The 14,282-nt window shown below is 55.0% G+C and carries 10 protein-coding genes; 1 reads left to right on the top strand and 9 read right to left on the bottom strand.

What is annotated here, in order from left to right; all coding sequences use genetic code 11:
• Nucleotide 1 precedes the first annotated feature (1 nt).
• The 9 genes from ACUTQW_RS23640 to ACUTQW_RS23600 form a co-directional block, all read right to left on the bottom strand.
• Complete coding sequence (locus ACUTQW_RS23640) at nucleotides 2-922, bottom strand: DUF3810 domain-containing protein (RefSeq protein ID WP_166728702.1); 921 nt, start codon at nucleotides 920-922, stop codon at nucleotides 2-4.
• 1 nt (nucleotide 923) lies between these two features.
• Nucleotides 924-1,943 carry a GNAT family N-acetyltransferase gene (locus tag ACUTQW_RS23635; RefSeq protein ID WP_037433200.1) on the bottom strand — a complete coding sequence of 340 codons (1,020 nt, stop codon included), beginning with the start codon at nucleotides 1,941-1,943 and terminating at the stop codon, nucleotides 924-926.
• Nucleotides 1,940-3,079, bottom strand: coding sequence for a 2-aminoethylphosphonate--pyruvate transaminase (locus ACUTQW_RS23630; RefSeq protein ID WP_037433198.1), 1,140 nt, complete (start codon nucleotides 3,077-3,079; stop codon nucleotides 1,940-1,942). Before ACUTQW_RS23630 ends, ACUTQW_RS23635 begins: the two co-directional genes overlap by 4 nt.
• Nucleotides 3,080-3,091: 12 nt before the next feature.
• Nucleotides 3,092-3,928, bottom strand: a complete 837-nt coding sequence (locus ACUTQW_RS23625; RefSeq protein ID WP_020439382.1) for a phytanoyl-CoA dioxygenase family protein — start codon at nucleotides 3,926-3,928, stop codon at nucleotides 3,092-3,094.
• A gap of 56 nt (nucleotides 3,929-3,984) precedes the next feature.
• Nucleotides 3,985-6,405, bottom strand: a complete 2,421-nt coding sequence (aepY, locus tag ACUTQW_RS23620; RefSeq protein ID WP_445654982.1) for a phosphonopyruvate decarboxylase — start codon at nucleotides 6,403-6,405, stop codon at nucleotides 3,985-3,987.
• A 47-nt stretch (nucleotides 6,406-6,452) separates the two neighbouring features.
• On the bottom strand, nucleotides 6,453-7,322 hold the full coding sequence (gene aepX, locus ACUTQW_RS23615; RefSeq protein ID WP_004946681.1) for a phosphoenolpyruvate mutase: 870 nt from the start codon (nucleotides 7,320-7,322) through the stop codon (nucleotides 6,453-6,455).
• 223 nt (nucleotides 7,323-7,545) lie between these two features.
• Nucleotides 7,546-8,613, bottom strand: coding sequence for an iron-containing redox enzyme family protein (locus ACUTQW_RS23610; RefSeq protein ID WP_052329003.1), 1,068 nt, complete (start codon nucleotides 8,611-8,613; stop codon nucleotides 7,546-7,548).
• A gap of 289 nt (nucleotides 8,614-8,902) precedes the next feature.
• Nucleotides 8,903-9,478, bottom strand: coding sequence for a TetR/AcrR family transcriptional regulator (locus ACUTQW_RS23605; protein WP_004946673.1), 576 nt, complete (start codon nucleotides 9,476-9,478; stop codon nucleotides 8,903-8,905).
• A 119-nt stretch (nucleotides 9,479-9,597) separates the two neighbouring features.
• On the bottom strand, nucleotides 9,598-10,662 hold the full coding sequence (locus ACUTQW_RS23600) for a LacI family DNA-binding transcriptional regulator (protein WP_445654981.1): 1,065 nt from the start codon (nucleotides 10,660-10,662) through the stop codon (nucleotides 9,598-9,600).
• 390 nt (nucleotides 10,663-11,052) lie between these two features.
• Between ACUTQW_RS23600 and ACUTQW_RS23595 the strand changes: the two genes are divergently transcribed.
• On the top strand, nucleotides 11,053-14,172 hold the full coding sequence (locus ACUTQW_RS23595; RefSeq protein WP_445654980.1) for a beta-galactosidase: 3,120 nt from the start codon (nucleotides 11,053-11,055) through the stop codon (nucleotides 14,170-14,172).
• The last annotated feature ends 110 nt before the right edge of the window (nucleotides 14,173-14,282 follow it).

The raw sequence follows: 14,282 nt of genomic DNA, 5'->3' as shown, positions 1-14,282 counted from the left end.
CTTATTCCTGATCCATTGACTGAGGGTTTACTGCGATAAGGCTACGCGCCAGCAAAATCAAGCGATCGTAATTGAGCATCAGCGTAGTGAGGGTTACGGCGATCAACATACCGGTTTGCCATTGGCCGCTGACCAGCGACTGCATCACGAAGGCCAGCACCGGTATCAACGAATTCATAAAGGTAAACAGGGTGACGCCGACCCACTGCAGGCAGGTCTGCGACAAAAAAGAAGGTAAAACCATATTGGCGACGATAAGGATCAACAGGTTGCGCAAGGTTTCCGGGGCTACCCACAACGCGCCGAACTCGTGATGCGCGAACAGGTAAGCGGCGCTGCAGGCCAGCAGCATATAGCAGCGCAAAGAAACGACCGAGACCGGGCCAAGCCCGCTCTGCCGGCTGAAACGCAGCGAGCTGACGTAGTAAAGATACATCATGGCCCCCGCTAACATTGAGGTGCAAAGCACCCGCAACGGGAAGGCCGAGAGCGCATGAATGCACAGGATTGCCATCAGGATGAACAGTGACTTCAACCAGCGCTTTTCTCGCAGGCAACTGCACAGTGCCGAAGAAAGGAAAAATACGCCGATGAAAAAATCGGCTGAGGCGTGCGTCACGCTGTAATAAGAGAATATCCAGTTCAGCACAAAGGCGACGGAAAGCATGAGCCACATGCGCCAATGGCGGCGCAGCGCGCGGTGATTGTGCCGCAGGCGACGGAACTCCCACAGGTTAAACACCACGCAGGCCGCCAGAGCCATATAGAACAGGCTGATCTCGATCGGTATGCCGCCGCCGACATGGCTTAAAAATACCTGTGAGGCGGACGTGAGGGCAATATACAGCAAGGTCAGCAATTGCCCGCGCGCCAGCTGCGCCGAGGGCTTCTGATGGGGCGGGGAGGCCGAGGTCACAGGCATGTCAGGCCACCTCCAATGGGTAGAGGGCCGAATACAGCGGCTGAGATTGGCAACCCAAACGCGCTTTAATCCGGGCATTGGTCCTGCCTGCCTCAATCCGGCGGATACCTTGCGAGAACGCATACTGCACGCTGGCTGCGATCATGACGGTGTAAGGGCTGAAGCTCGAAAGCCGATAGTCGACGCCCCCGGCCCAAAGGTGCAGGCATTGCGGGTCGTTCAGGCAGATGACGGCGGCCACCAACTGGCCTTCATGTTCAACCTGGACCACGGTAATCAGCTCGCCGCAAGTTTCCAGAAAATGGAGAAACGTCGTTATCGGATAATAGTGCGGCGTACCGTTTCGGGAGCTGGTGGCGTGGCAAAGTTTGACCGCGGCGGCAAGATCGGCGTCTCGGCCCGAAAGCACGCGGTAGCTGCCGCGATCGCTGTCGAATTTCCGCAACTGGCGCTTCATCTCCTGTCGGCCATCGCGCGGGAGGGCTGCCAGATAATCGTCGAATCGGCCAAAGGGCATCAGATCGATAAAGAAACGGTCATGCATGAAATTGCAGCGATAACCCGCCCGCTCTGCGGCGCTCAATGAAGGCCCTGCGCTGAGATTGAGCAGGCCGCAGCCCGGAATGCCCTGCCGGTCGGCTAGCGCAATGAGCTCGGTCATCAAGCGTTGCGCCGCGTCTTCCGAACCCGGCCGATGCAGGATTTGCGTGTCGTAGCAATGGGCTATATGCCCCAAGAGCCCGCCGACGGGGGCGGCAAAATGAAAACCGGTACTTTTTGCCAACGTACCGAAGGGATCGGGTTGCGATTGCTGGTAGACCACCAACAACGCGTCAAGCCGCTCTCCTCGCCATGCCGCCAGGTAATGCGTGGCTAGCGTCGGCAACATGGGGTGACGTTCTGCCGCCGTCAGCAGATCAGGGTGATAAAAGGCCGGTTGCCTGCAGTCCATCCACAAGTCGGCATAGGCCTGGGCGTTGATTTCCGCGAAGTGATGATGGCAAGACAGGTGATAACTCATAGTGCGGGCCTTAGCGAAAGTGGATTTGGTTGCAGGGTTCCGGGGGCGGCCTGTGCGGTAAATTCAGCGAACGCCGCCAGCAAATCATCGATATCCTGGATGTCGAGTTCCCCCATAACCCCAATGCGGAATGAATTTACTGCCCAGTGTTTGGTGGGGTAAATCACCAATCCGCGCTGGAATAAAAAGTCGTTCAGCTTGTCGATTTCGCACTGGATTCCCGGGTTCGGCGCCAGCGTGACAATCAACGGGGCGCAGAACTGCGGTTGAATTATCGGGGTGAAACCCAAACGCGCCATACCGTCGAGCAGATGCGCCATACGTTGAGAATACGCACGGTGACGCGCGCGCCTGCCGCCCTGTTGACGGTACTCGTCAATAGCTTGTTTCAGGGCCAGCATAATTTGCAGCGGCGGCGTGAAACGCCACTGCCCATTGCCATCCAACGCGTTGGCCTGCGCCCTGAGATCCAGGCTCAGCGTGCGTGGGGCGACGTGGGTTGCCAGCACGGCCTTTCGCACTAAAACGAAGGCGATGCCGGGTAGCCCATGCAGGCACTTATTGGCCGAAAGCGCGACGGCGGAAAGCGATGGCGCGCTGTAGTCCAACGGCAGTACGCCAAAGGTACTGATGGCGTCGATCAGCAACTGGCAGCCGTACCTGTTCGCCAACTGCGTCAGGCCATCAATATCATTGATCACGCCGAGCGCCGTTTCGAAATGAACGGCGGCGATGTGGGTAACCAAAGGCGTTTGCTTCAGGGCCAGTTCAACCTGCGCCAGGTCAAAACCCTGATGTGGCGGCAACGTCAGCACCGAATGCGGGATCGCGTGGATGCGGCAAATGTCCACCATACGGGCGCTGTAGACGCCATTTTCGATAATCAGCAAGTGGTCATCTGCCGCCGGCAGAGAACAAAGCATCGCTTCGACGGCAAAAGTGCCGCTGCCTGATAAGGGTACTGCGCTCCAACTCGCGTCGCATCCCGCGATATCCACGATGTCCTCACGCAACCGGGCGCTCAAGTGGATGGCGACCGGGCTGCGCGACCCTAAATCTCTGCCGGCGGCCTGGCGCACTTGCGCCGAGGTATTCAGCGGGCCGGGAGTGAATAAACGAAATTCCTGTGATTGCATCGTTGTCACCGTTCAACGGGATTGAGGCACTGTGCCGGCGTTGGTTTGCCGGGCGCTATGCAAGGTCGGGGTGGAAACGTGAAAGATGGGATTGTCCGGCGTGGCCCATTTACTCCGGTAGTAGTGGTGGTAAAAATCCCCCTCGCTAGCCAGATTGAAAGTAAAGAACAGGATGCGCCGGGTCGAGGACGAGCGGTTTTCGCTGGAGCGATGGGGAATATAGGAGTCGAACAAGATCACGTCGCCGGGGGCGGCATCGATCCTTTGCCAGCGCATGGTTGCGCAGAGACTGTCGTCGATATCCCCGTTGCGCGGCCCCCCCTGATAGCTGGGTAACTGGGGCAGGATCCCTCGGGGTGTATTCACCAGTTGCGCGCCCTTTGGCGTCAGGTCCCAGTGGGTGGCGATTTCCAACGCTCCGTTTTCTTCCACGGCGGCATCGAGCAGCACGGCAGCGGTCACCTGGTAATTTGAGGCGAAATGACGATAGGCCGTAATATCCTGATGGGGCGTGAACGCGCCACCGCCGGGATGTTTAAAATTGCATTTGTCTTTGAACAGGTTGACGGGTTGGCCAAGGTGCTGCTCTATCAATTGCGCCAGACAGGGCACCAGTTCTTGCGCGTAATAAGGCGAACTGCCGGCAAGGTACTCGATACGGCACAGTTGTTCGGCATTGCCGGCTTCGGTGACCACCACCAGGCCCGGCACGTTGTCGGTTGAGGCCGATAGCGCGCGTTGGCTGATTTCGGCCAGCGCGGATTCGATACGGCTCAGATTGAGGTTGGCCCGCGATTTTTCCAGATGGACAAAACCCTGCTGTTGAAAATGGTTACGTGAGGCGTTCATCACTTTCTCCTTATCCGTTTGGCGGCCACTCAGCGGCGGCCGCCGTGTATCCAGGGTTACACCATGCGTTTCATGGCCAGGTTGAAAACGTCGTCCGGCATGCAGAGCACCAGCCGGATGTGGTTATTGCCCTGCGGGCCATAAACCGAGCCGGGGACAACGGCAACACCGCGTTCTTCCAAAAGGTAATTCGCTACGGCGTCGCCGATATGCTGGCCCGGTTGTCGGTATTTTTCAGGCATCCGTTGGTAGACGCCGCTCACTTCCGGGAACAGGAACATGGCACCGAGCGGTTTACGTGGCCAGCGATACCCGCGTTCTTCCGTCAGAGTATTCAGCGCGGTATGACAGCGCTGAGCGATGTTGGAGGACATTTCCTCCAGCCAGGCAAATTTGCCGTCATCGTTAAGCAAACGCTGTGCGATGCGCTCGTATTGGATATTGACGCCCAGATAGAGGTAATCATGCGCTTTGGCAGCCTGTTCGATAACCTGCGGCGGGGCTATCATCCAGCCGATACGCAGGCCAGGTAGACCGAATTTTTTTGAAAAACTGTTGATAATAATGGAGTTGTTGGCCAGGGAGGCGATGGCGCGCGCCGGCTGGTGCGGGCGTTCAAAGTGCATGGCATCGTACACTTCGTCATGAATGATCCAGCAACCGCTGCGCTCGGCGCGTGCCCCAATCACCGCCCAATCCTGTGGGCTGGCGACATAGCCGGTCGGGTTTTCCGGGGAGTTGACAATCATCGCCTTCACCCCTTCCAGCGCGCCGTCCTGCGCCAGCATTTCCGCATACTCATGGTTGCCGGCAGGGCGCGTTATCCGCAGCGGAGTGCGTTCCAGCGTCTTCAGCGTGCGGGCATAGAGCATATAGGAGGGATCGCTGATGGCGACTTTATCCTGTGCCGACGTCGTGACAAGCAGAGCCAGCGTGATGGCTTCCACGCCACCGTGCGTCACCATGATTTCACGCTCAGGATCGAAATGCAGGCCGTAGCGATCGCGATACCAGGCGGCAATTGCCTGACGCAGAGCCAGGCTCCCTCGGGGATCCTCGTAGCGTTTTGAGGCGTCCATAAACGCCGACAATGACAAATCCTCCTGTTCTATCGCCTTCAGCAGATGCTCTGGAGGACCGAAAACCGGCTCGCCAAAACTCAGGTTTGCAATGGAGGGATCGGCCTTCGCTTTCAGCGAAATGGCTTTTGAGGCATAAATATCCATGCCCGTCAGAACAGCATTGAGGGCGTTCGGTTGGGTAGTATCATGAATGTTCATGAGTCCGTTCTCGGTTGTAGGGATTGAGTGAGAAATGCGGCCCCCCTCGGGAAGCTGCACGGTATTTGCCATGGTTTTTTCGAACGGTGAAGCGGGGTCTATCGTTTTCAGATGGGATTGCAGACGGCGCGCGACGTTATAAGGCGACAGCGTCGGGCGGCCCAACTGCGCCATCGACCCGATGCCGATCGGAACATGCAACAGCCGGGGGCCGGCAATATCCGTTTGACGCAGTGCTTTGGCGAAGCTGTCCGAATCGTTGCAATGCTGTGCGTGGGCATAGCCGGCCGCATAGGCCATGGCGACAAAATCCACGCCAGGGGACGCGGTGGGTTGGGCTCCCGTCGAGTCATAGCTGCCGTTATCCAAAATAATATGTATCAGGTTGTCGGGCTTGCTGGCGCCGATGCCGGCAAAATTTCCCAGATGCATCAGCGCAGCGCCATCCCCGTCGATCACGTAGACCGGCAAGCTGGCGCAGCCCAAGGCAATGCCGTGAGCGATTGCGCTGGCGTAGCCCATCGACCCGACGCAATAAAAATGTTCAGGGCGGTCAGATAACGTAAACAGTTCTCGGCCGGTTTTGCCGGTCGTAGCGATGATCACGCCATCGGGATTAACGTGAGCCAGCAACGTCTCCAACGCCTCTTCACGGCGCGGATACGCCGTTTGCGGCTCAGGCATTGGAGATTGCGCGGCGCAAAACTGATTGCCGGTCAGAACCAATGCATAAGGGCGCTGCTCTGCCTGAATATAATTGCAGGCGTGCTGCAGGCTGGCCAAGGCTCCGGTTTCGTCGTCGGGCAGTACGGCCCACTCGACCCCAGCCAGACTCAGCAATTCGGGCGTGATCTCGCCCATCAACCTGTGTTGCGGTTCATCTTTGGTACCGGGCTGGCCACGCCAGGTCACCAACAACAAGACCGGAATCGAGAAAGGCTCGTTAAGCGATGTCAGTGGGTTTATCAGATTACCCAACCCGGAATTCTGACACAGGACAACGGCCGTTTTATTGGCAAGCCAAAGTCCGGAGGCCAGAGACAGCGCCTCACCCTCGTTTGAGGCCAGTACGTAGTGGGTTTCATCGCGAGCAATAACTTCATTGATCAGCGGGGTTAAATAAGAGCAGGGGACACCGGTAAAATAGTGTGTACCTTGCTCAATCAATGCATTAACAAAATCGCGGACGTTAATCATCTAACCATTTCCTCACGAATGAATAGAAAAACCGGCTGACTGTCGCGTTAAAGGGTTAAGTATTTTTGTTCGGCCAGTTGTACTTCATATTCGTTGGTGAGTTTGAACACATCGTCCAAAGAGGCAATTTCACGTTCAATCTGTGCAACGCTATTATGTTGGCGAATATTTCGGGTAATAGCGCGCATGGCGGCGATGGAAGCACGCAGGCTATGATTAGCCCAGATAACCGTGGATACACCGACTTCACGGAACGCATCGGTAGCGGTGTTATAGTATTTCGTCGGTACGATAACGATCGGGCAATCATTTTGCCATTGGCGGCAAAAGTCCATGATCTCCGCACCGTCAGATTGTTTGGAGTGAATTAATACTGCATCGGCTCCCGCACTGGCGTAGGCGTCGGCGCGTTTCAACGCTTCTTCCATGGGGCAGCCGCTGATAAGCGCTTCCACACGGGCAACCACGCAAAAATCGCTGTCCAACTGGCTGTCTTTCGCCGCTTGTATTTTGCCGCAAAATTCACTGATGGAAGCCAGATCCTGCCCTGCGCCAATAAAAGAGTTTATTTTAGGGAATAATTTGTCTTCCAGACACACGCCGGCGACGCCTCGCTGAGACAGTTTTTTAACCAAGCGGCGGACATTATTAAAGTTGCCAAAGCCAGTGTCCCCATCTAATAAAATAGGGATGGCGGTGTTATCCACCATAAAATCGACAACGTCCATCACCTGAGTCCAGGACGCTTCATTTCTGTCGCTAAGCCCCATAGAGGCGGAAATAGATAGCCCGGAAGCCCATAATGCCTCAAAGCCGCTTTCTTCGGCTATTTTAGCGCTCATGGCATTATGGGCCTCCATCAGGAAAGAGAGTTCTTTCTTTTGCAGTATATTCTTTAAAGCCGATGTTTTTCTCATAGCATTACCTCAATTAACATTGATATACAGTGATGGTTCAATGGCTCTTCATAGTGAAAATGTCAGGTACTAATCAGAATAATCAAAGCAAGCATAAGACCCAATGACTGCGCTTGTCATAGTGAAGGATGACGAGAATAGTTAAAGGCACCTGCAATCGCTGAGTAATCATTTTTGCCTTTGTACTGAGGAAGGCGAGTCCGTTTTATTGTTTTGTAATGATTTACTTTAAATTAATGAGGCTGTTTAACAGGTGATTATAATAATTATCCACCGTGTTAAGACGCATATTCGCGCCAATCCATATTTCCGCCATTGCCGCCGGCGATTTCTCTACAATTGGCGTGATCACTTGTTGCAACCAGCCTTCCGCATGGATCACATCAATCCCGATATGCTCGGTGTAGTAGCGCAGATCCCGCTCGGTAAAACCAAGTCGTTTACTGCCCAAAACCAGTTTTTCGTATTGGCTGGGATCCAGCAATTCCGTAATGGCCAGGGCACCGATGAGCTTGAAATAATGTTCTCGGTTGGTGCCCCCCAACATAAACAGGTTGTAACCGCTCAATCCTTGCCAGTCCAGGGTGTCGGCAAAATTGTCTTCCGGCAACTCAAGGTGATTGCGCATCAGCAAATCTTTGTACAAATTGACATGAGTATGGTGGTCGCTGCCTTCGCCGCACTCATCCCACATATTGCGGCTGAGCTCACCTCGGACCTCGAGACGTGCGCCCACCATCGCCATGGCGATTAAATCAAAAAACAGCAAATTCAATGCGCTATCGCTTTTGAAGAATGCGTTCATTTGCGCTTTTGACGCGTCATGCTGCAAAAATTCGTAGAGCGGGTGCGTCGCTGAGCGATGGTGTGACCAGAGTTTCCGCAGGCTTTCCGTAAACAGTTGTGGGCTCGTCGCACTGGGCAATGCGGCGAAATGCTCCGTCTCATGCGCCAACCATTTCTTTTCTATCATTCGTTTGATAGTGACCATCACAGGGTGGTGTTGGTTTTTGCTTTCTGCGGTTAACGGGTCGGCTAAAAATGTCTGGTACAACCAAAATAAGGTTTTTTGCACGGCTTTGCGGCTGTGCTCAATGTCCGTGCTGTGATAGGCCGAGATCAGTTCAGTCTCTGTGGTGGCCAGGAGTATTGCCGGCAGGGTGGGATGACGGCAAAAAAATGCATCCAAATCCTCCATTCGCAACAGACTTGCCACGAACTCATCCAGGCTGGTGGACAGCAGTTGGCTTTGCGTCAATTCAGTGGTTACCAAATCTAAACTATCCATCATTTACCCCCATAAAATTTGCTGATATAAAAGCTAATGTAAACAGGTTGGTTTTTCAAATTTAATATTTCAAAAATGTTTCATTTTTGTTTACTGCATTGATTTATATGTAATTTTATTTTTCTTTCTTTGTTTTTTCGTGTGATTTAAATCACATTTTCTGTAAAATGAAACAGATCGGTACACATTAATTATTATTAATTTATTAATGGGGCGGTAGGATTGGCTGGCAATAAAAATGCCGCATTGCTGCGGCATAGGTGCGAAATTGGGGGCGCGGAGGTTGCGGAGGTTAAAGTACGATGTTTTCGGCTTCGAGGATGGTTTTGGCCGTTGCCCAGGCGATCAGTGCCGGCGAGTATTCACTGTGGTCGGCGTAGGTCAGTTCCGAGATGATTGCGCCGTCCAGCAGTATGACAAAGGTGAAAGCGATGCGTTGCGCTCGTTCTTTTTTAACCAGCGAAAACAGAATGCCGGTGATTAACGCCACCAGGGCGTCTTTCATCTCTTTATTGATACTGGAGATTTCTTTTGATTTGTTGCCAAACTCAAGCAATGAGTTGGTAAACATACAACCGCGAAAGCTTTTGTCTTTAAACCAGGTGTGATAAAAATTGAATAATGAAAAGAGTTTATCTTTCGGCGTGAGATTGTTTTCAATCACCTCCGTGATATTTTTTATGAAATCGTCTTTGCGCTGGGTTAATACCTCAATGATTAACTGATCTTTTGAAGCGAAGTTGCGGTACAGCGTCAGCTTGGAAATACCCGCCTCGGTAATTATCTTGTCAATACCCACCGCTTGATAACCTTCTTTATTAAATAACTCCGCCGCGACATTCATTATTATTTGTTTTTTAGTTGTCATAATATCCCCTGAAAGCTAACGAAATATTTATAATAATATCACAATTTATAAACAAAGGTATCCGCACGGGGGACCGTGATGCAATGCAAAAAAACCTGCATCCGGTTTTTGTTCTTTTGTTAAAGTTGTTGCACCAGCGCTTTCAGTTGCCTGATAAGCGCGTTTTCCGAACCCGCAGCCTCAGGTTTGCCGGTGGATTGCCGGATAACCAGGGTGGTCGGCAACAGATCGTTAAACGCCTCTTGCGGCTGATTCGCCATACTCAACAAATGGGTGACCGCACGTTTACCTATCAGATCAAAGTCCTGCCTCACCGTGGTCAGAGCCGGGTGGAAATACTGGCTGTCGGGGGTATCGTCATAGCCAATCACGGACACGTCTTGCGGTATGCGCTTGTTGAGTTGCCGCAACGCGCTGATGACCCCTAACGCCATCTGGTCGCTGGCGACCAGCATCGCCGTGATATCCGGGTGCCTGCCGAATAATTCCATGGTTTTTACCCAGCCGCTGTTGGCGCTCCAGTCGCCGTACTCGGTATCCGTCTCCGCAATGCCCGCCTGATACAGGGTGTCGCGCCAACAGGCCAGGCGCAGCCGTGCCGAAATGGAGCTTTCCGGCCCGGCCAGCAAACCGAATTTCCGGTGCCCCAGTTCCAGAAGCAGGTCGACGCTGCTGGCGGTGCCGTCGCTGTGAAGAAAGCCAAGGTGGCAGACCTCTGCGGCGGGCGGCACGTCCAGAAACAGTTGCTGTATGTCCGGGTTATCCCGCGCCAGGGTTTCCGCATCCGCTTTTTCCAGCGGCAGGCTCATGACCACGCTGTTGATCTTCTGCGCCCGAAATTCATTCAGCGCCGACTGCAGGACGTTCAACTGCCCGGTTTTCAACATCGATATCGCCACCTGATACCCCACCAATTCCGCATGGTGCTTGAACGATGAGGCGATTTGCGAAGGGGCGTGCAGCGCAAGGGAGGTGGTGATCAGGCCAAACGTCGGCAAGGTTTTGCCGGCCAGGATCTGTGCGGAGCGGTTAGGCACGTAATTGAGCGTATTCATCGCGCCCAGCACCTTATTGCGCGTGCGCTCGGAGACGACATCCGGGTTGTTCAACACCCGCGACACGGTTTGCTGGGAAACTCCCGCCTCTTTTGCCACGTCTTCCAACGTTGCCTGCCGTTTATTCATCAATTCAATCTCGCAATAACGCGCGGCGTTAAATAGTGCTACCGGTGAGGAACATGCAGAGCGCCGACACGCCGTGAATCCGCCCATCGAGGCTCGTATCGCGCGTCCATGCGCCAACGGTCGGCTAACCTGCATGCTCCCACCCGTCTCAAGTTTGGGTGTCGCGGTATTAAACGCAGTTATTTAGCCCGCAATGTGCCCTTTTGTCTGAAAATGTATTAAAAAAACATTTTATGTCATGCGCAATACATTATAGGAAACAATCGACAAATAGCGTGATTGACCTCAAATATACCCACCAAATTTATTGCCCGCCAGGGCGTGTATCGTATTTACTCGCTTTAAAATGTATAGCGCTATACATCCCTATGACAGCAGGTAAGGATTGTTATGAAGCAGCCTTTTTATTCGGTAAACGATAACCCGCCGGACAGCGTTCTCCCTCAGGTGCTGGCCCGGCAGGACTGGCAGAACCCGGCCGTCACCCACCTCAACAGATTGCCCGCCCACCCGCAATTTCGCAGCTGGCGCGCGCTTGAAGAGGCCAGGGATAACCGGCGTTCCGATCGGCGCATTTCGCTGGATGGCGAATGGCAGTTTGTTTATCTGAACCGCCCCGAGGCGGCGGACCCGCACTGGTTAGTGGCGGATGGCCCGGATAGCCGGCCGGTAACTGTACCTTCCAACTGGCAGATGGACGGCTATGATGCGCCTATCTACACCAACGTCCGCTACCCGATCTCGACCGAGCCGCCTTTTGTGCCGCAGGAGAACCCGACGGGGTGCTATTCGCGCGAAATTGACATCCCTGAAGCCTGGCTGAAGGCTGGCAAAACCCGAATCATCTTCAACGGGGTAAACTCGGCGTTCCACCTTTTTTGCAATGGGGTGTGGATTGGCTATTCGCAGGACAGCCGTTTACCGGCCGAGTTCGATTTAACCGACGCGCTGCATGCCGGTGGGAACCGTATCTGCGCGATGGTGATGCGCTGGAGTTCGGGGACCTGGCTTGAGGATCAGGACATGTGGCGCATGAGCGGCATTTACCGCTCGGTGTCATTGCTGCACAAGCCGGACACCCATCTTACCGATTTTCAACTGGCCGCCGGGCTGGATACGGAGTATCGGCACGGCACCTTGCAGGCCTCGGTGCATGTCGCGGCGGGGAAAGCCCAGCCGGCGGGGCTGCAGGTGGAGTTATCCCTGTGGCGAGGCGACGAAAAAATCGCCGGCCAACGCAAGCCGCTGGGCACGGAGGCGATTGACGAGCGGGGGGCTTATGCCGATCGGGTGACCTTTGCGTTGCCGGTGCAGGCTCCGGATTTATGGAGTGCCGAGTTACCCCATTGTTATCGCGCCGTCATTGCGCTTTATGGCGCCGATGGGGAGCTGATTGAGGCCGAGGCGGCGGACACCGGTTTTCGCCGCGTAGAGATAACGGACGGGCTGCTGAAAGTGAACGGCAAGCCGCTGCTGATCCGTGGTGTCAACCGGCATGAGCACCACCCGCAACGCGGCCAGGCGATCAATGAAGAGGACATGATTCAGGATATTCTGCTGATGAAGCAGAACAACTTTAATGCCGTGCGCTGTTCGCATTACCCCAACAATCCCCGTTGGTACGAGCTCTGTGACCGCTACGGTCTTTACGTGGTGGATGAGGCCAATATCGAAACTCACGGTATGGTGCCGATGGCGCGGCTGAGTGACGATCCGAGCTGGTTCCCGGCTTACAGCGCCCGCGTGACCCGCATGGTGCAGTGCAACCGCAACCATCCTTCCATCATCATCTGGTCGTTGGGCAATGAGTCCGGGCATGGCAGTTTGCATGATGCGCTTTATCGCTGGATCAAAAGCAGCGATCCCACACGGCCGGTTCAGTACGAAGGCGGCGGGGCCAACAGCGCGGCCACGGATATCCTTTGCCCGATGTATGCCCGAGTGGATGAAGATCAACTCATCCCTGGGGTGCCAAAATGGTCGATAAAAAAATGGGTCGGCATGCCGGGCGAAAACCGCCCGCTGATACTGTGCGAATACGCCCACGCGATGGGCAACAGCCTGGGGGATTTTGATAAGTACTGGCGGGCGTTTCGTCAGTATCCGCGGCTACAGGGCGGGTTTGTCTGGGACTGGGCCGACCAATCGCTGCTTAAAGACGATGGGAATGGCTTGCTTGCACCGGCCTATGGCGGCGACTTCAACGACACGCCCAATGACCGGCAGTTCTGCCTGAACGGCCTGGTGTTTGCCGACCGCACGCCGCACCCTTCGCTCCATGAAGCCAAACAGGCGCAGCAGTTCTTCCAGTTTTCGTTGGTGGGCCATGCGCCGCTCGAGGTGGCCGTCGGCAGTGAATACCTGTTCCGCCGTACCGACAATGAAAGGCTGCACTGGCGCATTGAACAGGATGGGCGCGAATGGCGGTCGGGTGAGGTGGCGTTGGACATCCCGCCACAGGGCAATGCCGTCGTCACCCTGGCGGAACGTATCGATTTGCCGGCGAATGCCCGCAATGTCACCCTGATCCTTGAAGTTATCCAGCCGGAGGCCACCGCCTGGTCATCGGCCGGGCATCGCGTCGCATGGCAACAATTCCGGCTGACGACGGCGCTGGCGTTGCCGGATGCGCCAACACCCGGCGTTCGCCCTGAATTGCAGATTGATGAAGAGGGTTATCGGGTGCGGCATGGCGAACAGCAATGGTTTATCGACCGCAAGAGCGGTTTGTTGACGCAGTGGACGGTGGCGGGTGAAAACAAACTGGTGAGCCCGTTCACCGACCAGTTTGTTCGTGCGCCGCTGGATAACGACATTGGGGTCAGTGAAGTCGAACGAATCGACCCTAACGCCTGGGTGGAACGCTGGAAAAAAGCCGGGCTTTATGCCATGCAGAGAGCCTGCACCCAGTGCACGGCGGCGGCTTACGAAGACCGGGTGGAGATCCGCAGCACCTTCCATTACCGCTATGGCGATGAGGTGCTGATCGTCAGCCACTGGCAGATGATGATTGATGGCCACGGCGCGCTGAAGATCAACGTCGAAGGGGAGCGTGCAAGCCACTTGCCGCCGCTGGCGCGCATCGGCATGGTTTTCCAGGCCACACCGGCAGCGGCAGACGTGGAGTGGTTAGGGTTGGGGCCGTATGAGAACTACCCTGACCGCCAAACCAGTGCTTGTTTCTCACGCTGGCGCTTGCCGTTGAGCGAGATGGTCACCCCGTACGTCTTCCCCACGGAGAATGGCTTGCGTTGCAACACCCAGAAGCTCAATTGGGGAGGCTGGCGCGTCGACGGATTATTCCATTTCTCCATCATGCCTTACGGCAGCAAACAGTTGATGGACGTCGACCATTGGCATCTGTTGCGCGCCGAACCCGGTATCTGGATCACCCTGGACGCGCAGCACATGGGCGTGGGGGGCGATGACTCCTGGACGCCGAGCGTGCATGAAGAGTGGTTGTTAAAGGAAACGCAGTGGCGTTATCAGGTCAGTGTTAAGCATCAGTAAGCGTGGAGGGGGGTATACCCGTCATACTTGAAGCTGCCTCTGTGTTGGCTGCGCTCACTTACCCGAATCACTTACTACAGTAAGCTCATCGGGATGCGCTCCCTTGCCGC

The sequence above is a fragment of the Serratia sp. TSA_7 genome (genome assembly GCF_052692135.1).
This window is presented reverse-complemented; position numbering and strand designations above follow the sequence as displayed.

What these genes read in the sequence shown, in the direction of transcription:
- ACUTQW_RS23640 (WP_166728702.1), bottom strand. Translation starts at nt 922, where the DNA reads ATGCCTGTGACCTCGGCCTCCCCGCCCCATCAGAAGCCCTCGGCGCAG.
- ACUTQW_RS23635 (WP_037433200.1), bottom strand. Translation starts at nt 1,943, where the DNA reads ATGAGTTATCACCTGTCTTGCCATCATCACTTCGCGGAAATCAACGCC.
- ACUTQW_RS23630 (WP_037433198.1), bottom strand. Translation starts at nt 3,079, where the DNA reads ATGCAATCACAGGAATTTCGTTTATTCACTCCCGGCCCGCTGAATACC.
- ACUTQW_RS23625 (WP_020439382.1), bottom strand. Translation starts at nt 3,928, where the DNA reads ATGAACGCCTCACGTAACCATTTTCAACAGCAGGGTTTTGTCCATCTG.
- aepY (WP_445654982.1), bottom strand. Translation starts at nt 6,405, where the DNA reads ATGATTAACGTCCGCGATTTTGTTAATGCATTGATTGAGCAAGGTACA.
- aepX (WP_004946681.1), bottom strand. Translation starts at nt 7,322, where the DNA reads ATGAGAAAAACATCGGCTTTAAAGAATATACTGCAAAAGAAAGAACTC.
- ACUTQW_RS23610 (WP_052329003.1), bottom strand. Translation starts at nt 8,613, where the DNA reads ATGATGGATAGTTTAGATTTGGTAACCACTGAATTGACGCAAAGCCAA.
- ACUTQW_RS23605 (WP_004946673.1), bottom strand. Translation starts at nt 9,478, where the DNA reads ATGACAACTAAAAAACAAATAATAATGAATGTCGCGGCGGAGTTATTT.
- ACUTQW_RS23600 (WP_445654981.1), bottom strand. Translation starts at nt 10,662, where the DNA reads ATGAATAAACGGCAGGCAACGTTGGAAGACGTGGCAAAAGAGGCGGGA.
- ACUTQW_RS23595 (WP_445654980.1), top strand. Translation starts at nt 11,053, where the DNA reads ATGAAGCAGCCTTTTTATTCGGTAAACGATAACCCGCCGGACAGCGTT.